The organism is Pseudomonas sp. 22072 (genome assembly GCF_052046095.1).
Classification (GTDB): Bacteria; Pseudomonadota; Gammaproteobacteria; order Pseudomonadales; family Pseudomonadaceae; genus Aquipseudomonas; species Aquipseudomonas paracarnis.
Genome location: NZ_JBQEQE010000013.1, coordinates 25,080 through 46,586 on the forward strand (window position 1 = coordinate 25,080; position 21,507 = coordinate 46,586).

19 protein-coding genes are annotated in these 21,507 nt (G+C 60.0%); 7 read left to right on the plus strand and 12 right to left on the minus strand.

Annotation, left to right across the window (positions count from 1 at the left end):
* Position 1 precedes the first annotated feature (1 nt).
* The 4 genes from livG to ACTJLA_RS15155 form a co-directional block, all read right to left on the minus strand.
* Positions 2 to 769 carry a high-affinity branched-chain amino acid ABC transporter ATP-binding protein LivG gene (livG, locus tag ACTJLA_RS15140; RefSeq protein WP_034125954.1) on the minus strand — a complete coding sequence of 256 codons (768 nt, stop codon included), beginning with the start codon at positions 767 to 769 and terminating at the stop codon, positions 2 to 4.
* A complete protein-coding gene (locus ACTJLA_RS15145; protein WP_034125955.1) occupies positions 766 to 2,019 on the minus strand; it encodes a high-affinity branched-chain amino acid ABC transporter permease LivM in 1,254 nt (417 codons plus the stop codon). The genes livG and ACTJLA_RS15145 overlap by 4 nt, the downstream gene beginning before the upstream one ends.
* Positions 2,016 to 2,939 carry a high-affinity branched-chain amino acid ABC transporter permease LivH gene (gene livH, locus ACTJLA_RS15150; protein WP_003193535.1) on the minus strand — a complete coding sequence of 308 codons (924 nt, stop codon included), beginning with the start codon at positions 2,937 to 2,939 and terminating at the stop codon, positions 2,016 to 2,018. The genes ACTJLA_RS15145 and livH overlap by 4 nt, the downstream gene beginning before the upstream one ends.
* Positions 2,940 to 3,166: 227 nt before the next feature.
* Complete coding sequence (locus ACTJLA_RS15155; RefSeq protein ID WP_003193533.1) at positions 3,167 to 4,294, minus strand: branched-chain amino acid ABC transporter substrate-binding protein; 1,128 nt, start codon at positions 4,292 to 4,294, stop codon at positions 3,167 to 3,169.
* A 341-nt stretch (positions 4,295 to 4,635) separates the two neighbouring features.
* Between ACTJLA_RS15155 and ACTJLA_RS15160 the strand changes: the two genes are divergently transcribed.
* Positions 4,636 to 4,938, plus strand: coding sequence for a DUF2288 domain-containing protein (locus ACTJLA_RS15160; RefSeq protein ID WP_034125956.1), 303 nt, complete (start codon positions 4,636 to 4,638; stop codon positions 4,936 to 4,938).
* A 228-nt stretch (positions 4,939 to 5,166) separates the two neighbouring features.
* Here ACTJLA_RS15160 and ACTJLA_RS15165 read toward each other — a convergent pair whose 3' ends face one another.
* Entirely contained in the window at positions 5,167 to 7,428 is a 2,262-nt protein-coding gene (locus tag ACTJLA_RS15165) for a putative bifunctional diguanylate cyclase/phosphodiesterase (protein ID WP_072446873.1), read from the minus strand.
* A 139-nt stretch (positions 7,429 to 7,567) separates the two neighbouring features.
* Complete coding sequence (locus ACTJLA_RS15170) at positions 7,568 to 7,936, minus strand: YkgJ family cysteine cluster protein (protein ID WP_034125958.1); 369 nt, start codon at positions 7,934 to 7,936, stop codon at positions 7,568 to 7,570.
* A gap of 253 nt (positions 7,937 to 8,189) precedes the next feature.
* Here ACTJLA_RS15170 and ACTJLA_RS15175 point away from each other — a divergent pair, with 253 nt between their 5' ends.
* Positions 8,190 to 9,536: a spinster family MFS transporter gene (locus ACTJLA_RS15175; RefSeq protein ID WP_034125959.1), complete on the plus strand. Its 1,347-nt coding sequence runs from the start codon at positions 8,190 to 8,192 to the stop codon at positions 9,534 to 9,536.
* Between the two features lie 175 nt (positions 9,537 to 9,711).
* Here ACTJLA_RS15175 and rapA read toward each other — a convergent pair whose 3' ends face one another.
* Positions 9,712 to 12,558 carry an RNA polymerase-associated protein RapA gene (gene rapA / locus ACTJLA_RS15180; RefSeq protein WP_034125960.1) on the minus strand — a complete coding sequence of 949 codons (2,847 nt, stop codon included), beginning with the start codon at positions 12,556 to 12,558 and terminating at the stop codon, positions 9,712 to 9,714.
* Between the two features lie 219 nt (positions 12,559 to 12,777).
* Here rapA and ACTJLA_RS15185 point away from each other — a divergent pair, with 219 nt between their 5' ends.
* Positions 12,778 to 13,119, plus strand: a complete 342-nt coding sequence (locus ACTJLA_RS15185; RefSeq protein ID WP_014717286.1) for a hypothetical protein — start codon at positions 12,778 to 12,780, stop codon at positions 13,117 to 13,119.
* Here ACTJLA_RS15185 and ACTJLA_RS15190 read toward each other — a convergent pair.
* From ACTJLA_RS15190 to ACTJLA_RS15200, 3 genes are all read right to left on the minus strand, one after another.
* Positions 13,116 to 14,297, minus strand: a complete 1,182-nt coding sequence (locus ACTJLA_RS15190; RefSeq protein ID WP_440841526.1) for an aminotransferase class V-fold PLP-dependent enzyme — start codon at positions 14,295 to 14,297, stop codon at positions 13,116 to 13,118. The genes ACTJLA_RS15185 and ACTJLA_RS15190 overlap by 4 nt on opposite strands.
* Positions 14,294 to 14,764, minus strand: a complete 471-nt coding sequence (locus ACTJLA_RS15195) for a RidA family protein (RefSeq protein ID WP_057975632.1) — start codon at positions 14,762 to 14,764, stop codon at positions 14,294 to 14,296. Before ACTJLA_RS15195 ends, ACTJLA_RS15190 begins: the two co-directional genes overlap by 4 nt.
* A gap of 91 nt (positions 14,765 to 14,855) precedes the next feature.
* On the minus strand, positions 14,856 to 15,728 hold the full coding sequence (locus tag ACTJLA_RS15200; protein ID WP_314549314.1) for a LysR substrate-binding domain-containing protein: 873 nt from the start codon (positions 15,726 to 15,728) through the stop codon (positions 14,856 to 14,858).
* A 133-nt stretch (positions 15,729 to 15,861) separates the two neighbouring features.
* Here ACTJLA_RS15200 and ACTJLA_RS15205 point away from each other — a divergent pair, with 133 nt between their 5' ends.
* Entirely contained in the window at positions 15,862 to 16,023 is a 162-nt protein-coding gene (locus ACTJLA_RS15205; RefSeq protein WP_005785860.1) for a hypothetical protein, read from the plus strand.
* 143 nt (positions 16,024 to 16,166) lie between these two features.
* On the plus strand, positions 16,167 to 16,283 hold the full coding sequence (gene ccoM / locus ACTJLA_RS15210) for a cytochrome c oxidase subunit CcoM (protein WP_019817835.1): 117 nt from the start codon (positions 16,167 to 16,169) through the stop codon (positions 16,281 to 16,283).
* 229 nt (positions 16,284 to 16,512) lie between these two features.
* Here ccoM and ACTJLA_RS15215 read toward each other — a convergent pair whose 3' ends face one another.
* Both ACTJLA_RS15215 and ACTJLA_RS15220 read right to left on the minus strand, forming a co-directional pair.
* On the minus strand, positions 16,513 to 17,988 hold the full coding sequence (locus tag ACTJLA_RS15215) for an inorganic phosphate transporter (RefSeq protein WP_003189291.1): 1,476 nt from the start codon (positions 17,986 to 17,988) through the stop codon (positions 16,513 to 16,515).
* Between the two features lie 315 nt (positions 17,989 to 18,303).
* A complete protein-coding gene (locus ACTJLA_RS15220; protein ID WP_003189295.1) occupies positions 18,304 to 18,504 on the minus strand; it encodes a hypothetical protein in 201 nt (66 codons plus the stop codon).
* 562 nt (positions 18,505 to 19,066) lie between these two features.
* Between ACTJLA_RS15220 and pcaR the strand changes: the two genes are divergently transcribed.
* Positions 19,067 to 19,909 (plus strand): pca regulon transcriptional regulator PcaR, encoded by an 843-nt coding sequence (gene pcaR, locus ACTJLA_RS15225; RefSeq protein WP_003189296.1) that lies wholly within the window; start codon positions 19,067 to 19,069, stop codon positions 19,907 to 19,909.
* A gap of 145 nt (positions 19,910 to 20,054) precedes the next feature.
* Positions 20,055 to 21,395 carry an MFS transporter gene (locus ACTJLA_RS15230; RefSeq protein WP_034125964.1) on the plus strand — a complete coding sequence of 447 codons (1,341 nt, stop codon included), beginning with the start codon at positions 20,055 to 20,057 and terminating at the stop codon, positions 21,393 to 21,395.
* Positions 21,396 to 21,507 lie beyond the last annotated feature (112 nt).

Here is a 21,507-nt window from a genome sequence, read left to right on the forward strand (position 1 = left end):
TTTACGCTTCCCCCAAGTAGGCTTTGATCACTTCAGGATTGTCGCGGATCTGCTCCGGCGTCCCGTTGGCCAGCGGCGTGCCCTGGTTGATCACCACGATATGGTCGGAGATGCTCATGACCAGTTTCATGTCGTGTTCGATCAACAGCACCGTGGCGTTGTTTTCCTCACGCAGCACACTGATCAGCGCCTTGAGGTCTTCGGTTTCCTTGGGGTTCAGGCCCGCGGCAGGTTCGTCGAGCATCAGGATGCGCGGGCGGGTCATCATGCAGCGGGCGATTTCCAGGCGACGTTGCTGGCCGTAGGCGAGGGTGCCTGCCGGGCGGTTGGCGAACTCGGTCAGGTTGACCTTGTCCAGCCAGTACGCCGCGTATTCCATAGCCTCGCGTTCGCTCTTGCGGAACGCCGGGGTCTTGAACAGGCCAGCGAAGAAGTTGGTGTTCAAGTGACGGTGCTGGGCGATCAACAGGTTCTCGACCGCCGTCATGTCTTTGAACAACCGCACGTTCTGGAAGGTACGCACCACGCCTTTGCGGGCGATTTCGTGGCCGGCCAGGCCCTGTATGGGTTGGCCGTCCAGCAGGATGCTGCCACCGCTCGGCTTGTAGAAACCGGTGAGGCAGTTGAACACCGTGGTCTTGCCGGCGCCGTTGGGTCCGATCAGCGCTACCACTTGTTTCTCTTTGACGGACAGGGCCACGCCATTGACCGCCAGCAAACCACCGAAGCGCATGCTCAGGTTTTCGACTTTCAGGATCTCGCGGCTCATTTGCGCAGCTCCATGTGTGGACGTTGCATGGGCAGCAGGCCTTGAGGGCGCCAGATCATCATCAGCACCATCATGGCGCCGAACATCAACATGCGGTATTCGCTGAACTCACGCATCATTTCCGGCAGCAGGATCATCACGATGGCCGCCAGGATCACGCCCAGTTGCGAGCCCATGCCACCCAGTACCACGATGGCGAGAATGATCGCCGACTCGATAAAGGTGAACGATTCCGGCGTCACCAGGCCTTGGCGAGCGGCGAAGAAGCTGCCGGCAAAACCGGCGAATGCAGCGCCCAGGGTGAATGCGGAAAGCTTGATGATGGTCGGGTTCAGGCCCAGGGCACGGCAGGCGATTTCATCTTCGCGCAGCGCTTCCCACGCACGGCCGATGGGCATGCGCAGCAGGCGGTTGATCACGAACAGTGCCGCCAACGCCAAAAGCAGCGCCACCAGGTACAGGAACACCACTTTGCTCACCGGGTTGTAGGCAATCCCGAAGTACTCGTGGAAGGTCTGCATGCCTTCGGCGGCGGTGCGGTCGAACGACAGCCCGAAGAACGTCGGCTTGGGAATGCTGCTGATACCGTTGGGGCCACCGGTGATATCGGTGAGGTTACGCAGGAACAGGCGAATGATTTCGCCGAAGCCCAGGGTCACGATGGCCAGGTAGTCACCGCGCAGGCGCAGCACCGGGAAGCCCAGCAGGAAGCCGAACGTGGCCGCCGCCATACCCGCCAATGGCAGGCAGATCCAGAAGCTCCAGCCCAGGTAATGCGAGAGCAGCGCGTAGGTATAGGCACCCACGGCGTAGAAGCCCACATAACCCAGGTCGAGCAGGCCTGCCAGGCCCACCACGATGTTCAGGCCCAGGCCCAGCAACACGTAGATCAGGATCAGCGTGGCAATGTCGACCGCGCCGCGCGAGCCGAAGAACGGCCAGATCAGCGCCGCGATGATCAACCCGATGATGATGTAGCGCTGGGTGCGCGGCAGGGTCAGAAATTGGCTGACCTTGGGCGACACCAACGGGCCACGGTTGCCCTTGAACAAGGCACCCACCTGCTGGGTGAACAGTACACGCAGGAACATCAGCACCGAACACAGGGCGATGACGGTCAGGGTCACAGGCCCGGTGCCGTGCACTTCCAGGTTGATGCCGACAATGCTCAGCTTGAGGCCGAGTACCGGGAAGGCCACGGCCCACACCAGCAAGGCGCTGAAAAACGCCGATTTAAGATATCTGCTCATACTTTCTCAACCTCCGGACGGCCCAGGATGCCGGTCGGACGGAACAACAACACCAGAACCAACAGGCCGAACGCGACGACGTCCTTGTACTGGTCACCGAAGATATCGGCGCCAAAGGCTTCGGCCACACCCAGCACCAGCCCGCCGAGCATGGCGCCCGGAATGCTGCCGATGCCGCCCAATACCGCAGCGGTAAAGGCCTTGAGGCCCACCAGGAAACCGGCGTTGGGGTTGATCACGCCGTATTGCATGCTCAGCAACACGGCCGCCACGGCCGCCAGCGCAGCACCAATGACGAAGGTCAGGGCGATGATGTTGTTGGTGTTGATGCCCAGCAGGTTGGCCATCTTGATGTCTTCGGCGCAGGCCCGGCAGGCGCGCCCCAGACGGGAGCGGGAGATGAACAGCGTCAGGCCCAGCATGGCCACCAGGGTGACCACGAAAACCAGAATCTGCATGTACGAAATCAGCACTTCTTGTGCGCCACCCGGGCCGAAGGAGATGCTCCCCGGAATCAGGTTGGGAATGGACTTGTCCTTGGAGTCCTGGGACAGCAATACGGTGTTCTGCAGGAAAATCGACATGCCGATCGCGGAAATCAGCGGGATCAAACGGTTGCTGCCCCGCAGGGGACGGTAGGCAACCCGCTCGATGCTGTAGCCATAGGCACTGGTTACGATGATCGACGCCAGGAACGCAGCGGTCATCAATAGCGGCAGGGAGTGGATCCCCATCATGGCCAGCCCGGCAAGGGCGATAAAGGCCACGTAGGAACCAATCATGTACACCTCGCCATGGGCGAAGTTGATCATTCCAATGATGCCGTAAACCATTGTGTAGCCAATGGCTATCAAGGCATAGGTGCTGCCAATGGTCAGGCCATTAACCAGCTGTTGGAAAAAATGATAGATCTCAGGCATTACAGCGCTCCTAAAAACCCGATACGCATTTCACTGGTGGAGTCATTTCCGGCTCGGTGCCCTGTTCTGTGACCAGGTTGCACGAAGCGTTTGCCAGCGAACCGCTGGTGACGGTTTTAAGATTTTCAGGTGAGCCAGCGCCCGGATCGCGGGTGACATGGCCCATAAACCTCGTAAAACAAAGCCCACTGCTTGCACAGTGGGCTTGTTGACCAGTAACGCCTGGCTTACTGAGGGGAAACTTCGGTTTTTGGTTTACCGAAGTGCCATTCGTAGACCACGAACTTGAAGTCCTTCAGGTCGCCCTTGGCGTCGAAGCTCAGGTCGCCGGTAGGGGTCTTGAAGGTACCGGCGTGGATGGCCTCGGCCACTTTGGCGGTGTCTTCGCTCTTCGCGGCAGCGATACCGCCGGCGATGACTTCAACTGCCGAGTACGCCGGGAATACGAACGGACCGGTTGGGTCCTGTTTGTTCTTCGCGAACTCTTCAACGATGGCTTTGTTGGCAGGGTCGGTGTCGAAGGATTTCGGCAGGGTCACCAGCAGGCCTTCGGAAGCGCCCTGGGCGATTTGCGAGATAGAGTCGTTACCCACGCCCTCTGGGCCCATGAACTTGGCGTTCAGGCCTTTTTCCTTGGCTTGGCGCAGGATCAGGCCCAGCTCAGGGTGGTAGCCGCCGTAGTAGACGAAGTCGACGTTGGCTTGCTTGAGCTTCTGGATGATCGAGGAGAAGTCTTTGTCACCGGCGTTCAGGCCTTCGAAGACGGCAACCTTGGTGCCTTTTTCTTCAAGGGTCTTCTTCACGGCGCTGGCAATACCTTCACCGTATTGCTGCTTGTCGTGCAGGACGGCAACGATTTTCGGCTTCACGTGGTCGGCGATGTAGTTGCCGGCCGCTGGGCCTTGCGCGCTGTCCAGGCCGATGGTGCGGAAAATCAGCTTGTAGCCACGGGAGGTGATTTCCGGGCTAGTGGCGGCTGGGGTAATCATGATGACGCCTTCGTCTTCATAGATATCCGACGCTGGCTGAGTGGAGCTGGAGCAGAGGTGGCCGACGACGAACTTGACGCCATCATTGACCACTTTGTTGGCAACGGCCACGGCTTGTTTTGGATCGCAAGCGTCGTCGTATTCCTTGGCCTCAAGCATCTTGCCGTCTACGCCGCCCTTGGCGTTGATGTCTTTGATGGCTTGCTTGGCACCCATGAATTGCATGTCGCCGTATTGCGTCACCGGACCGGTCTTGGGACCGGCGATGCCGATCTTGATGGTGTCGGCTGCGAACGAATGGCCGGCAACCCCAGCCAGGACCATAGCGGCAAACAGTTTGGAAATCTGCTTAGTAGCCTTATTCATAGTGCTCCACTCTTACTGTTGTATTTTTTATAGTTCTAGCGGCCTTGTGAGCTGCAGAACCGGATCAGATATCGCGGATATCCCCCCGGCATTGCCCTGGCAACTGTACCGGTACAGTGTAGAGCGCCGGCTGATCGCTTGAAAAGCTGGCAGCTGGGGGCAAAACCTGGGTATGTCGCTTAAGTGAAAGAAAAAGACAGAATTGCGCCGGGCTCCTAACAGCTTTCAAGGCATTCCTTGGCTTTCCTGGCAGTTTCAATCGCTACTTCATTTGCTACTGGGTTTTTCTGCCTGAGCGACGGGGCTATGATTGCGCCGATTTTCTACTCAGGTGAATTCCCATGACGCAAGAACCAAGCACCCTCTATGCCAAGCTGCTCGGTGAAACCGCCGAAATTTCCTGGAAGGAGCTTGAACCGTTCTTTGCCAAGGGTGCCCTATTGTGGGTCGATGCCGGCCTGGATTTGATCGAGGCCGCCGAAGGAATGGCCGAAGACAACCGTGACAAAGTCGCCGCCTGGCTGGCTGCAGGCACCCTTGGCGAGGTGTCTGCGACGCGGGCATTGGACCTGGTCGAACGGGATCCAAGCTTATGGGCAGTGGTGGTCTCGCCATGGATCCTGATCCAGGAAAGGGCAGCATAAGAATGGCGCGCACGAAAAAGGTGCGTATTTTTCACGCGCTGAAGTGTGTAGCCGAGTAACCGCTGAACGCGTGATGGCACCTTGCCGTAGAGAAAGGTCACAGCCGAGGGTGACGTAAGCGTCACGGGAACAGTTGAGGTCCGAAGGAATGAGTGGCGCAATTGTTTCCAGGTATGACCCGGCGTGAAGAGAAGCAGCGATTACACCACCACTCCCCGTGCCTGCGTCTCAGCGAATCGGCCTGACAATAGACGGCGGGCCGATACGCCCTGGCGCCGGGTCTTTTGGCTGTGGAGCGTCGTTGTTCTCTACGCTGAGCGGGTATAGCGGGTTGCGCATGGCAATCCCCTGCATCACGCCGATGATGTCATTGAAAGGCACCGCCGGGCTGAGCAGGTAGCCCTGGATGTAGTCACAGCCATGCTTGAGCAGCAACTCGAACTGTGCCTGGGTTTCCACGCCTTCGGTAACCACCTGCAAGTGCAGGGTGTGGGCCATGCCGATAACCGCCTGGACGATTTCACTGTCTGCGGTGGATTTGGGAATGTCCTGGATAAACGAGCGGTCGATCTTCAAGGTGTTGAGCGGCAAGCGCTTGAGATAAGCCAGCGACGAATAGCCAGTGCCGAAGTCATCGATGGCCAGTGACACACCCAGGGCGCGAATTTGCCGCAACAGTGCCAGGGTGCTGCTGATGTTGCCCATCAGCGCATTTTCAGTGACTTCCAGTTCAAGTCGGTTGGTGCCTATGCCGGCGAAGCGCAGGGCGTCTTCGATTTCATCGGCCAGTTCGTCACGCGCCAGGTTCAACGCCGAGCAGTTTACCGCCATGATCAACTCGGTGTAGCCCCGGTCAGACAACAGGCTCAGGTCGTGACAGGCCTGGCGCAATACCCAGTGGTCCAGCTCGGCGATCAGCCCGTTGTTCTCGGCAATGCCGATAAAGCGGTCCGGAGCCAGGAGTCCGTGCTGGGGGTGTTGCCAGCGCACCAGGGCTTCCAGGCGCGTGACCTTGCCCAGCTTCATGTCGAAGATCGGCTGATAAAACAGCACCAGCTGGTTGCGCGTACGCAAGGCGGCGCGCAGTTCCTCCTCCAGTTGCAGCTCAAGGAAGGCGCGTGTTTTCAGGTTGGAGCTGAAGAAGTGCAAGCTGTTGCGCCCGGCGTCCTTGGATTGATACAGCGCCAGGTCGGCAGTTTTCAGCAGCTCTTCGCAGGTGTGGCCGTCCTCGGGAAACAGGCTGATGCCGATGCTGGTGGTCATCACCATGCGCCGGCCAGCCAGCTCGATGGGCTCTTTCATCTTCTGCATGATGCGCTGGGCCATCTGCCGGGCTTCGTCGCGGTGATGAATAGTGATCAGAATGCAGAATTCATCGCCGCCAAAGCGTGCCACTACATCTTCATGGCTGCGTATCGAGCCCTTGATATGCCCGGCCAGCACCGTGAGCAACTGGTCGCCCGCATCGTGGCCAAGGCTGTCATTGATGCGCTTGAAGTGATCAATGTCGAGAAAGATTACCGCCAGCATGCCTTGGCTTCGGGTTTTTTCCGCAACCTTTTCCGCGAAGATCTGATTGAAACCACGGCGGTTGAGCAGGCTGGTCAGTGCATCGAAGTGGGCCACTTGTTGCAGTGAAGCGCGGGCCTGGTCGAGTTCGCTGAGCAGCGCATTGACCCGGCGCAGGTCCCGCTCTTTGTGCTGCAGCTTTTTATCTGCCAGGGCTGCGCTGACACTACTGCCGATCACCAGCAAGGTAATTACCGCCACCGACAACCCCAGTTGAACCGGACTGCCATCCACCGGCAATGAAAGATCCGCGCCAGCGGGCACCAGCATTTGCATGGCCGCCATGCCGGTGAAATGCATGCTCAGGATCCCGGCCCCCAGCACCAGGCTGGCGGCGTATTTGAGCAGTTGGTGAAACATGCCGGTTCCGTTGCGCAGGTAGCTGGACAGCAACAATGCCGCCAGGCTGGCGCCGATGGCAATCGCCACCGAGGCCAGGAACAGCCGTGTTTCGAAGTACACCTGGGCCTGGGAGCGCATGGCCGACATGCCCACGTAATGCATCAGCGCGATACCCAGTCCCATCCACACCGAAGCCACCAGGTACTGATGAAAGCGCAGGTGAGTATGACTGAGGGTCTGCATGGCGAGCAGCGAGGCGATCAGGGCGATCAGCAGCGAGGCGAACGTCATGATCAATTCGTAGTGAATGGCGATGGGGGCCTGGAACGCCAGCATGCTGATGAAATGGGTCGACCAGATTCCGCCTGCCAGGCAACCCGCGCCCAGCCAGCGCCAATGGCGGCGGGCGGTGGGGTCTTCGACATGGCCCACACGTTCGGCCATGTCCAGCGTACCGAAGCCCGCCGCGCAGGCGACCAGGTACGCCAGTAGCACCAGAAAGGGGTTATGACTGCAATTGAGTAATAAATGCCCACTGTCTGGAAGGTCGGTAAAAAAGTGCTGCCCCAGCCATTCCATAGCGTATCCCGTCATAGAGCCATGTCACTGCCAGAGGCGATGACCGATGAGATCGAGTATAGAAGTCTCCGAAGATTTGCCATGAGTAATGGCGTTTTGATCTCAAATTATTTTGACATGCCTTCCATAGCGTTTGGTGCTAAGCGCTGATGGGCAGGTCGAGTTCGAAGTGTGGGGCTTCCAGCGGCGCCAGGCCGAATGCGGCACGGGCGGCGTCGCAATCGACATTTTGCTCGCCCTGGCTCCAGGACGAGTCGAACTCACGGCATACGCTGGAGCGTTGCTCATAAATAGAGCAGCTGGTGGCCTGTCCGACTTCACCTTCAAGGCTGCAGCACCGTGCAGGTTTCTGATCGGTGCCGATCATCGCCACGCGGCTGGGGTTGATCTGCACCACTAGGTCATCGGGCACCGTGCCCCCGGACGAGGCGCACTCACCCCAGAAGAAAGACACGCGAAAGTGTGAACAGCAGGCACCGCAATTCAGACACGGACTGGCTTCGGACATGGGCGTCATCAATAAGAAAAGTAGGAGGAGGGTGCTACGAAAGGCTCGCCATTCTATCCGTGCCATCGCCATTGGGAAGAGGGGCACGCACTTATATTTTCGTGGGCAAAATCCGCTGTTGCCTGGGTGAAATCATGCCCTATCAGCTTTACGAATCATTACAGACAATCACTGCCAGCCTGACTATGTTGCAGTGACCTGAGCAGGATGCATCGGGCATCGCAGCTCTCATAACAATAAAAGAGACGGACCCATGCAGAACTCGACCCAAGCGGCGAATGCCTGGCGCATTCTGTTCCTGCTGTTCCTCGCTAACCTGTTCAACTTTTTTGACCGCACCATTCCCGCGATCATCATTGAGCCCATCCGCATGGAATGGCACCTGAGCGACTTCCAGCTCGGTATCATCGGCACCGCTTTTACCATCGTCTACGCCATTGCCGGGCTGCCGCTCGGGCGCCTGGCCGACACCGGTTCACGCAGCAAGTTGATGGGTTGGGGCTTGTTCGCCTGGAGTGGGCTGACGGCGGTCAACGGCATGGTCGGCAGTTTCTGGACCTTCCTGCTGGTGCGCATGGGCATTGGCATCGGCGAAGCCAGCTATGCACCCGCGGCCAATTCGCTGATTGGCGACCTCTTTCCCGCCCACCGCCGAGCCCGAGCCATGGGGATTTTCATGCTTGGTCTGCCGTTGGGCCTGTTGCTGGCGTTCTTTACGATCGGTGCGATGGTCAAGGCGTTCGACAGCTGGCGCGCGCCCTTCTTTATCGCGGCGGTGCCGGGGCTGATCCTTGCGGTGTTTATGTTCTACATAAAAGAACCCAAGCGTGGTGCGGCGGAAACCGTGCAAGTCTCCCAAGAGCGCGTCGACCGCCCGATCCGTCGCGTGCTGGCTGTGCCGACCTTTCTGTGGCTGGTGCTGGCCGGGTTGTGCTTTAACTTTGCCACCTATGCGTGCAACTCGTTCCTGGTGCCGATGCTGCAGCGCTATTTCCTCATGCCGTTGCAGGACGCGGCCGTCGCGACGGGTGTCATCGTCGGCCTGACCGGTTTGGTGGGCTTGACGCTGGGGGGCTGGATTGCCGACAAGATTCATCAGCGGGTCGCCAATGGCCGACTGTTGTTCGCCGCCTTCAGCTTGATCATCTCCACGGTCACCACCGCCTGGGCATTGCATGCCGGGCGTGTCGAAATCGGGGTGTTTGTCGCGCTGTTCAGTGTGGGCTGGCTGTTTGCCTACAACTTCTATACCTGCGTGTATACCGCGATCCAGGACGTGGTCGAACCACGCTTGCGCGCAACGGCGATGGCGCTGTTCTTTGCCGGGCTGTATCTGCTCGGCGGTGGCATGGGGCCGGTGGTGGTCGGGGCGTTGTCCGATCACTTTGCCCATTCAGCGATGTATGCGGCTGGGGCGCAGCAGATGACAGAGGCTTATAAAGCGGTAGGCTTGCATGACGCCATGTACCTGATTCCAGTGGCGTTGTTCTTGACCATGCTGTTTCTGTTCCAGGCCTCGCGCAGTTTTGTGCGTGATGCCAAGCGGATGAAGGAAGGGTTGAGTGCGGTTGAGGTGCCGGCAGCGGCGGCAACGGCGTGAGACCGAGTGATCGTTCCCATGCTCTGCGTGGGAACGCCGCTCTGGACGCTCTGCGTCCGCTTAAAAGTCGTGACGCAGAGCGTCACATGATGCATTCCCACGCCGAGCGGGGGAACGATCTCTAAGGCTAATAAAAAGGCCCGCATTGCGCGGGCCTTTTACGTTCAGCGGATTATCAACCCGCCACCAACACCCGAATCGCTTCCAGTCGCAGTGCCGCTTTATCAAGCATGGCCAGGCCTTGCTCGCGCTGGTTGCGCAAGGCAACCAGCTCGCTGTCACGTACGGTCGGGTTGACCGCTTGCAGCGCGGTCAGGCGCGCCAGCTCTTCGTCGGTGTCTGCCGCCAGGCGACGCTTGGCTTCGGCTACACGCTCGGCGTGACGCGGGGCGATCTTCTCTTCACCGGCGTTGATGCGCGGTGTGAGTTGGTCGCGCTGCGCCTGTACGAATTTGTTCGCGCTGGCCCGTGGCACGCTTTCCAGCTGGTCATTCAAGGTTACGAACGACACGCGGCCCGACAGGTCATTACCGTTGGCATCCAGCAGGCAGCGCAAGGCGGCCGGTGGCAGGTAGCGACCCAGTTGCAGGGAGCGCGGGGCGACCACTTCGCTGACATACAGCAGTTCAAGCAATACGGTGCCTGGCTTGAGCGCCTTGTTCTTGATCAGTGCCACGGCGGTGTTGCCCATGGAACCGGACAGCACCAGGTCCATGCCGCCTTGCACCATCGGGTGCTCCCAGGTGATGAACTGCATGTCTTCGCGCGACAGCGCCTGGTTACGGTCGTAGGTGATGGTTACACCCTCGTCGTCGCCCAGGGGGAAGCTGGCGTCGAGCATTTTTTCGCTGGGCTTGAGGATCAGCGCGTTTTCCGAATGGTCTTCGCTGTCGATGCCGAATGCGTCGAACAGGGTTTCCATATAGATCGGCAGGGCGAACTGGTCGTCTTGTTCGAGGATGTCCTCGACCAGTGCATCGCCTTCGCCAGCGCCGCCTGAATTGAGTTCGAGCAAGCGGTCGCGACCGGTGTGCAGCTCCTGCTCCAGGCGCTCGCGCTCGGCACGGGCTTCGTCGATCAGGGCTTGCCACTCGCCGTCGTCGGCGGCTTCCAGCAAGGGCAGCAGGCGTGGGCCGAACTGATGCTGCAAGGCGTTGCCGGTCGGGCAGGTGTTGAGGAAGGCATTGAGCGCCTCGTGGTACCACTGGAACAGGCGCTCTTGCGGGCTGGTTTCCAGGTAGGGCACGTGCAGTTCGATCACGTGTTTCTGGCCGATCCGGTCCAGGCGCCCGATGCGCTGTTCCAGCAGGTCGGGGTGGGACGGCAGGTCGAACAGCACCAGGTGATGGGAGAACTGGAAGTTGCGGCCTTCACTGCCGATTTCCGAGCAGATCAGCACCTGGGCACCGAACTCTTCATCGGCAAAATAGGCAGCGGCGCGGTCACGCTCCAGAATATTCATGCCTTCGTGGAACACCGTGGCCGGGATGCCGGAGCGCACACGCAGGGCGTCTTCCAGGTCCATGGCGGTTTCGGCGTGGGCGCAGATCACCAGGACCTTGGTGCGCTTGAGCATTTTCAACTGGTCGATCAGCCACTCGACCCGAGGGTCGAAACGCCACCAGCGGTTCTCTTCCTCGATGTCCGGTTGCGCCTGGAAGCTGACTTCCGGGTACAGCTCGGCGTGTTCGCCCAGGGGCAGTTCGAGGTATTCGTCCGGGTTCGGTAGCGGGTAGGCGTGCAGCTTGCGCTCGGGGAAGCCTTGCACCGCAGCACGGGTGTTGCGAAACAGCACGCGGCCGGTGCCGTGGCGGTCCAGCAGTTCACGCACCAGGCGTGCGCTGGCCTCGGTGTCGCCATCGTTGACGGCGGTGAGCAGGGCTTCACCTTCGTCACCGAGGAAGCCTTGAATGGTCTTGTGCGCGGTCGGCGACAGGCGGCCCTTGTCCAGCAGCTCCTGCACGGCTTCGGCCACCGGGCGATAGTTTTCGCTCTCGGCGCGGAAGGCTTGCAGATCGTGGAAGCGGTTCGGGTCCAGCAGGCGCAGGCGCGCAAAATGGCTGTCCTGGCCCAGTTGTTCTGGAGTGGCGGTCAGCAGCAGCACGCCAGGAATCACTTCGGCCAGTTGTTCGACCAGCGAGTATTCGGCGCTGGCCTTGTCTTCGTGCCACACCAGGTGGTGGGCTTCGTCGACTACCAGCAAGTCCCAGCCGGCGGCGAACAGCGCGTCCTGGGCCTTCTCGTCGTCCACCAGCCATTCCAGCGCAACGAGTGCAAGCTGGGTGTCTTCGAACGGGTTGGTGGCATCGCTTTCGATAAAGCGCTCTTCATCGAACAGCGCAACCTGCAGGTTGAAGCGGCGGCGCATTTCCACCAGCCATTGGTGCTGCAGGTTTTCCGGGACCAGGATCAGTACGCGGTTGGCACGGCCCGAGAGCAGTTGGCGATGGATCACCAGGCCTGCTTCGATGGTCTTGCCCAAACCCACTTCGTCCGCCAGCAACACGCGTGGCGCGATACGGTCAGCGACTTCGCGGGCGATGTGCAGTTGGTGGGCAATCGGTTGGGCGCGTACGCCACCCAGGCCCCACAGCGAGGACTGCAACTGGCGGCTGGTGTGTTCCAGGGTGTGGTAGCGCAGCGAGAACCACGCCAGCGGGTCGATCTGCCCGGCGAACAGGCGATCACTGGCCAGGCGGAACTGGATGAAGTTGGACAGTTGGGTTTCTGGCAGGGTGACCTGCTCGTTCTGCCCATTGAGGCCGTGGTAGACCAGCAGGCCATCGACGTCGTCGACTTCCTGTACGGTCATTTTCCAGCCTTCGAAATGGGTGATGGTGTCACCCGGCGAAAACCTCACGCGAGTGAGGGGCGCATTCCGTAGCGCATACTGGCGAGTGTCGCCAGTGGCCGGATAGAGCACGGTCAACAAGCGGCCGTCCTGTGCCAGAACGGTGCCTAACCCCAGCTCTGCTTCGCTGTCACTAATCCAGCGTTGCCCCGGTTGATACTGCTGCGCCATGCTGCCTGACTCCCGCCGTGAAAAAGCCGACTATGTTAACGGAACACGGCCCGGCGCCCAAGAACTCTGACAAAAACTACGCTGTTTGTACGGGCAGGCGGAAATTGAATCGACGGGTGGCGGGCACTTGAGAGTGTCGACTGAGTCACAGCTTGGCACGCGGGTGCTCAAGTCGCCCTGCCACCCGCCGACAGCCTGTTGATCAGGAGAATAATTATCATGCTGCCACCCATGCTGCCCGTCAGTGTTGTGCCGGTCACGTCGCAACTCGACCCGGCACGCCAGAAACCGGATATTCCGCCGGTGGTGCCCGTTCAACCGGGCTCCAACGAGAGCACGATCGACCTGAAAAAAGGCGATGCCGAGCAATCGACCTTTCTGCTGCGCGAAGAGCAGCGTCGCCAGCAGGAGCAGCAGAAACGCCGGCGTGAAGCCGACGACGACGCGGAGCAGCATTTGCCGATTCCCGGCGACTTGCTCAACGCTGACAACACCGTGCCCGTGGCGCCGCTGATCGAAGACGCGCCGCGCCAGGGCCTGTGGGTGGATATCGAGGTTTAATCGTTCAGTTCGCGCAGCGCCTTCACCAGTAACTCAATCTCGTCATCGGTGTTGAGCGGGCTGACGGAGATGCGCGCAATGCTGTTCAACCCACGTGCTTGCATATCCAGCGGGGTGTAGGCCACGCCATTGGCGCCGATGTTGATGCGCTTGCAGGCCAGGCGTTGCTTGAGTTCAAAGCTGTCCCAGCCGGCCAGGTTGAACGCGATCAAGCCTGAATGCGTTCTGCCTAAGTCATGCAAGGTAATTCCCGGTATCTGACGCAGTGCCTCGCGGATTCGCGCGCTGGTCTTCGAGACCCTTTGCCATACTTGCTCAATCCCCAAGTGATTGATTTCTTGCAACGCATTGCCCAGGCCGGCCAGCAGGGCGAAAGAGACTTCGCTGGTTTCAAAGCGCCGGGCGTCGTTGCGCAGGTCGAAGCCTTCGGTGGTCCAGGGCGCTGAAAACACGTCGCGTTGGGCCGGGTTCAGAGGCGGCAGAAAATCCGGCCTGATATACAGCAGCGCGGTACCGCGAGGCCCGCGCAGGTGTTTGCGGCCGGCGGACTTGAGCACATCGCACTGCAACGCTTGCACATCCACCGGCACCTGGCCGACGGCTTGGCCCGCGTCGATGAAGTAGGGAATGGTATGCCGCCTGGCCACATCGCCGATGGCCTGGGCCGGGTTGATCAAGCCACCGTTGGCCGGCAGCCAGGTGAGGTCGATCAGCTTCACCTTGGCATCCAGCATCGCCTCCAACGCCACCGGGCAGGCCGCGCCGCTGGCATCGCACGGGATGACCTCCACCCGCGCCCCGGCTTGAACGGCCAGTTCCATGCTCGCCAGGTTGCCGCCCCATTCGTGGCGCCCCACTAGAATACGATCGCCCGGCTGCCATGGCCCCAGCGCCTGGAAGGCCATGCTCCAGGCCGTCGAGCCACTGCTGGCGAAGGCAATCGATGAGGCGGGCGCATTGAGCAGTTGGCCGGCGGCTCGGCGGGCCTTTTCCACTAAGACGGCACCCTGTTCTCCGGCCTCCATCGGGCCGTCGCGGGCTTCGCGTTGCAGCTGTTCGATGATGGCGTCGAGCGTCGCCTGGCTGGGCAAGGACGCCCCGGCGTGGTTGAAGTGCACGATGCCGGACTGGCAACCGGGCGTGGCTTCTCGCAAGTGCTGGACTTGCAGCGGGGTCATGGCTGCAGCTCGAAAATGGCGTCCACTTCCACGGCGACACCAGCCGGCAGACTGCAGACCCCTACGGCGGTGCGCACGTGCCGGCCCTTGTCGCCGAGGGCATTGACCAGCAGGTTCGAAGCGCCATTGGCGACCAGGCTTTGGCGCTGGAAGTCGGCGCTGCTGGCAATGAACACGCCCAGGCGCAGGATGCGCACCACCCGCGACAGGTCATCGCCCAACGCGTCGCTCAATTGCCCCAGCAGGCCCAGCGCCGCCAATTCCGCCGCTTGGGCGCCATCTTCATCGCTGAGAGAATCGCCCAGCCGGCCAAGGTAGGCAGGTTTGCCATCGGCCATGGGAATTTGTCCCGAGATGAACAGCTGGTGTTGGCTGATCACATGATTGACGTAGTTGGCAGCGGGTTGGCTGGGCGTGGGCAGTGTCAGGCCGAGGGCGTGTACGCGCTGGCGGATGGAATTGGTCATGGTGAAATCCTCTGGTGTCAGAAGGTTCCAGCATGTTGGCGGTGGCGAGGGGCGACAAACGGATAGATCTCATCCGACGTATCGAAAAACCTCACGCGTCGGCACACGCCTGCTTCAACCACTGGCTGAAGCATTCAGCCGCCTCACTGAGCGGGCGCTGAGGTGCGATCAGCCAATAGCCGATATCGCTGTGATAGGGCGGCCAGTCAAAGGCCTCTACCAGGCTGCCGTCCTGGAGCCTGCGTTCGATCAGGCGATGGCGGCCCATGGCGATCCCCTGGCCGGCCACGGTCGCTTCGACCACGATGTTGTAGTCATGCAGCATCACGCGGGGGTGGTGATCTAGGTTGACCTGGTAATGGGCCGACCAATCGGTCCACTCGAAAGGGCGGTGGGAGGTCGCCATCAACAGCGCGCCCCTGGCGATCTGCCTGGCTTTGAACCCAGGGCTGCATACCGGTGACAGGGTTTCGGCCATCAGGCGTGTGGCGCGCACGTCGGGCCAGTCGCCCTTGCCGTAGCGGATGGCCAGGTCAACCTCGGCCGTGGCGACGTTGGCCAGTTGAATGGCGGGCAGCAACTCCACCTGGATATGCGGGTAGCACCGTAGAAACTCGGCCAGGCGCGGCGCCAGCCATAACGTGGCAAAGGATGCCAGCAAGCCGATACGCAACACACTGGCGCTGGGCGCACCCCGTTGGTTGCGCGTCGCAGCGGCGATGGCGTCCAGGGCAGGGCGGATTTGCGCGTAGTAATCTTGCCCGGCCAACGTCAGGTCAATCGCACGGGTTCGCCGGATAAACAACGATTTGCCCAGGTGGTGTTCGAGCTTATGTACCTGGTGGCTCAGCGCGCTTTGGGTCACCGACAACTCGTTGGCCGCCTTGATAAAACTCAAGTGCCGCGCCACGGCCTCGAAGGCGCGCAGGGCCAGAAGCGGTGGAAGGTCGTTGTGCAAGGCCACCTGGATGCGCCTCCTGGGCAGGGTAGAAAGTGCCGATTTTGGTCGATGGCCTGCATTTTGTCGCCCGCTTAATTGCCGTCGGGCGGGGCAGGCCGCATTATTGAGGCATTCCCGCCACGACGTAAGCCAAGCCATGAGTGATGACGACAAGCTGATCGACCTGAACGCCGAACGTGCCAAGCGCGTGCACGACCTCAATGACAAACGCTTGAATGAAGTGCGCCAAGCCTTTGAACAAGCCATGCCCTTGGGCAAGCCCAAGAAAAAGTCCAAGAACAAGCCGAAAAAGCGTTGAAACGCCCTGCATCCATTGATGCAGGTCAGTTATTCCCCTTCTTTACGCCCCGTTGTGGGCGACATTGATCCTGGTCAATTTCCCACTGCGCCTTCTCCATTAACTTAGCCCTATCGCAACAGGGCAAGTGCAGGAGGCCGGTCATGTTTTTCGATAATGTGGTTTTCGCCGGAGTGCTGACTGTTAGCCTCATGGTGCTGTTTTTTGTAGGGTTTGGATTTTTTATCTGGAAAGACGCGAACAAGCGTAAAAAACCTTAAGTCTTTCCAGGTTACATGAGCACGCAAGGCATTTTGGGCGACTTCGGTCGCCCTTTTTTTTGGCTCGTTCCCACGCTCCGCGTGGGAATGCATCCTGTGACGCTACGCGTCACCCGTGCGCGAGTGGGACGCGGAGCGTCCGTGGCGGCATTCCCCGCAGAGCGTGGGAACGAGCATAAAAAAAGGTGCGACCCTCGCGGATCGCACCTTTTTTATTGCCGGCTGGCTATCAGTTGCCCAAAGCCTTGGACGCCAACCAGAACAACCCGGCCGAGAGGCCTACGGTCGCTGGCAAGGTCAATACCCAGGCCATCAGGATGGTCTTGACGGTGCCACCTTGCAGGCCGCTTTTGTTGGCAACCATGGTGCCCGCCACGCCAGAAGACAGGACGTGGGTGGTGGACACTGGCAGGGCGAAGATATTGGCAAAGCCGATCATGGTGGCCGTGGTGATTTGCGCCGACATGCCCTGGGCATAGGTCATGCCTTGCTTGCCGATCTTCTCACCGATGGTCAGTACCACGCGCTTCCAGCCCACCATGGTGCCCAGGCCCAGGGCCAGTGCGACCGCGAGAATCACCCAGAACGGAGCATACTCGGTGGTGGCGGTCAGGTCTTTGCGCAGCTTGTCGAGGTCTGACTTCTCACGGGAGTCCAGGCCTGGCAGCTTGCCGACCTTTTTCGCGGTGTCATCTAGGCAAAGCAGGTAGCGACGCACTTCGATGCGGTGGTCGGCCGTCAGCGAGTGGTAGTCCGAGACGCCCTTGAGGGTGCCCAGCAGCGCGTTGATCGTCGGTTCGGTCTGCTGCGGGTTGCAGCGGAACTTGCCCGGCAGGTCATCCTTCACGCTTTTGCCCAAGGCCAGGAACTCACCGAGGGTCTCGTGGTTGCGCTGGTAGAACTGGTTCAGGTGCAGGGTGGCGTCGCGGGTACGTTCGATCTGGTAAGTGGTGCTGCCCAGGTCCAATACGAACTGCGCCGGCACGATACCGATCAGTACCAGCATGATCAGGCCGATGCCTTTCTGGCCATCGTTGGAGCCGTGCACGAAGCTTACAGCCATGGCCGAAATCACCAGGACCAGGCGGTTCCAGAACGGCGGGTGCTTCTTGTCGTCGAGCTTGCGGCGCTGGTCCGGGGTCTTGTGCATCTTAGACAGCGGGCGCCACCACTTCAGGCCGATCAGCACCAGGGCGGCAACCAGGAAGCCCGCCATCGGCGAGAACACCAGGGAGGCGCCGATATCCACGGCCTTCTGCCAGTTCACACCGTCAGCCAGGGGGATGTCGTTGATCAATGCATTGGCCAGGCCGACACCGAGGATCGAGCCGATCAGGGTGTGGGAGCTGGAGGCGGGGATACCGAAGTACCAGGTGCCCAGGTTCCAGGTGATCGCCGCCGCCAACAACGAGAAGACCATTGCCAAGCCGTGGCCGGTGTTCACATTGATCAGCAACTCCACCGGCAGCAAGTGCACGATGGCGTAGGCGACACCGACACCGCCGAGCAATACGCCGAGGAAATTGAACACCCCGGAGAAGAACACGGCCAGGTGTGGCGGCATGGCTTTGGTATAGATGACTGTGGCCACCGCGTTAGCGGTGTCATGAAAGCCATTGATGAACTCGAAGGCGAGGACAAAGGCCAGGGCGAGCAACAGGCTCACGAGAACCCAAGCATCCAGTCCGCTGAATAAATCGATCATGAAGGTTTTCTGACCCGGTCGTAAGGGGGCGCGATTATGCCAGAAAACATCAGTAATCGATGCATTAGCTGCTCATCGGTAACAATCTTCCTGGAAAAAAAACCGGCAAGACACACGTATCCCAGGGTTTTCGGGGCTTTGGCAAGTCTTTGATTTATAAAGCGCAGGCCGCGGAAGGCGGACTTTTGTCATGAAAACGCCATGCCTGAAACATTTGTATGAAATTTCGTGGGTAGCTGTAGGTTACTGACCAGCGGCCGTTGAACCAGTGGTTGACCGGCAGCGACTGCAAGGCGCTGAACTCGACCGAAGTGCTCAGGGCTCCTCGGTCTTGAGTTCCTGCTCGATTTTTTGGATTTCCTGGGCAAATGCCTGATCCAGCAGGCTGGCTCGTTTGCGCCATGGTTTGCGTTCCGGCTCAGGTTGCGCGGCGTAGGTGGTGACTTCCCCGCCGTAGACGTCCTTGTAACGTTGCTCCTGGCGCTCAAGTTCCGCGCGCAGTTCATCTTTCGTCACAGTATTACCTAATTGAGTTGAGTTATTGATTGCGCAGTGTCATGCCTGAAAGTCGTGCTCGGGGGCGATTCCAAATAGAACAGTAGAACCGTTCAAGTTGGTATACGGGCCTGAGGGCCGTTCTTTTAAGCGAGTACTTGTGACCGGCGTTGCCTGCAGCCTGCAATACCTGGTGAGCTCCCCTCCCGATAGTGATACCGGGCTGACCTCTGCACAGGTTGCATTATAGCGACGCATTTGAATAACACTATCATCATGAAGTTAAAAAGCGTCAACGGCGTGCTTGGGTTTTGTTACATATCGCCGACGTATTTGTGAACAGCGTCATCTTCATATCTGTATTCATACTGATAGAAGGGTGAATGCCTACACTTTTCGGCGACATCAGCTAAATCTCGAACCTTATCTGCGGGATCTGCACCCATGCCGGCCAAATTGCGATAATCGCATGGTTGTCCGATAATCGCCCAATGTTACCGGCGTTGACTTGTGCAGGGCTGCCGGCACGGCTTGTAATAGCCGCCAACCCTCCCGTGGTGATAACAAGAGAAGGCCCGTTGAAATGAACGATCAATTGCGCAACTCCTTTGCATCAGTGGCGCCGCCGATCGTGGCTTCACCGGCCAAGCGCATCCAGGCATTCACCGGTGATCCGGATTTCATGACGTCCCTGGCCCGTGGCCTGGCCGTGGTGCAGGCGTTCCAGGAGCGCAAGCGTCACCTGACCATCGCCCAGATCAGCCACCGCACCGAAATTCCCCGCGCCGCCGTGCGCCGTTGCCTGCACACCTTGATCAAGCTCGGCTACGCCACCACGGATGGGCGCACCTACTCGCTGTTGCCCAAGGTGCTGACCCTCGGTCACGCCTATCTGTCGTCCACACCGCTGGCCGTTTCGGCACAGCCTTACCTGGACCGCATGAGCGAGCAGCTCCATGAAGCCTGCAACATGGCTACCCTGGAAGGCGATGACATCCTCTATATCGCTCGTTCCGCCACCACCCAGCGCCTGATCTCGGTTGACCTGTCGGTGGGCGGGCGCCTGCCTGCGTATTGCACGTCCATGGGGCGCATTCTGCTGGCCGCCCTCGACGATGCCTCGCTGCAGGATTATCTCGACCATGCCGACCTGCAAACCAAGACCAGCCGCACCCTGACAACACCGCAAGCGTTATTCGAATGCCTGCAACAGGTGCGTCAGCAGGGCTGGTGCATTGTCGACCAGGAACTGGAGCAGGGCCTGCGCTCCATCGCGGTGCCGGTGTATGACGCGTCCGGCCAGGTATTGGCCGCGCTGAATGTCAGCACCCACGCCGGTCGGGTCAGCCGCAGTGAGTTGGAACAGCGCTTTCTACCGAGCATGCTCAGCGCCAGCCGTGAGCTGAGTGCGCAGCTGTTTGCCTAAGCTGTTCGGTGACCGCACAGATCCCGGCTGGCTCGATTGACGGTGTTTCCCTTGGCTTATTAATGTGCGGCAGCGCTCTGAGGAGCTGCCCAATAAGAATGACGGCCCCAGGTCGTCAGCCCGCCATCGGTGTGGAATAAAAATAATGAATCAGCCTTCTGTCGGTACCACCCTGGACGTACAGTCCTTTATCAACACCCAGCCACTCTCGCGCTATCAGTGGCGCGTGGTGATCCTGTGTTTCCTGATTGTCTTTCTCGACGGCCTCGATACAGCCGCCATGGGCTTTATCGCGCCGGCACTGTCCCAGGACTGGGGCATCGACCGCGCCAGCCTGGGCCCGGTGATGAGCGCCGCGTTGATCGGCATGGTGTTTGGCGCACTCGGTTCCGGCCCGCTGGCCGACCGCTTTGGCCGCAAAGTCGTGCTGGTCGGCGCGGTGTTGGTGTTTGGTGCGTTCAGCCTGGCGTCGGCCTACAGCACCAATGTCGACCAGTTGCTGGTGCTGCGCTTTCTCACCGGTCTGGGCCTGGGCGCCGGCATGCCGAATGCCACCACCTTGCTGTCTGAATACACCCCCGAGCGGCATAAATCCTTGTTGGTGACCAGCATGTTCTGTGGTTTCAACCTCGGCATGGCCGGTGGTGGGTTTATTTCGGCCAAGCTGATTCCCGCGTTCGGCTGGCACAGCCTGTTGCTGATAGGCGGCATCCTGCCGTTGATCCTGGCGGTGGTGCTGTTGGTGTGGCTGCCGGAGTCTGCCCGCTACCTGGTGGTACGCAATCGCGGCACCGACAAGGTACGCAAGACCCTTGCCCCCATCGAGCCAAACATCGTTGCCCAGGCCACTCACTTCAGCGTACCGGAGCAAAAAACCGTCAAGGCCCGCAATGTGTTCGCAGTGATCTTCTCGGGCACCTACAGCGCTGGCACCTTGCTGTTGTGGCTCACGTACTTTATGGGCCTGGTGATTGTTTACCTGCTGACCAGTTGGCTCCCCACTTTGATGCGTGACAGCGGCGCGAGCATGGAACAGGCCGCGTTTATCGGCGCGCTGTTCCAGTTTGGTGGGGTATTGAGCGCGGTGGGCGTGGGCTGGGCGATGGACCGGTTCAACCCGCACAAAGTGATCGGCACTTTTTATCTGCTGGCCGGGGTGTTTGCCTACGCGGTGGGGCAGAGCCTGGGCAACATCACGCTGTTGGCCACCCTGGTGCTGGTCGCCGGGATGTGCGTCAACGGTGCGCAATCGGCAATGCCATCCCTGGCAGCACGTTTCTACCCCACCCAAGGCCGTGCCACCGGGGTGTCATGGATGCTCGGCATCGGCCGCTTCGGCGCGATTCTGGGGGCGTGGATGGGCGCTACTTTGCTGGGCCTGGGCTGGAACTTCGAGCAGGTGCTTACGGCACTGGTGATTCCGGCGGCATTGGCCACGGCAGCGGTGGTGATCAAGGGCATGGTCAGCCATGCCGATGCCACCTGAAACCAATCGCTACCCCTGTGGGAGCTGGCTTGCCTGCGATAGCGGTGCTGAATCCACNAGGCAAGCCAGCTCCCACATTGACCCTGTTCCTTACAATGGTTAGTTAAGTAAC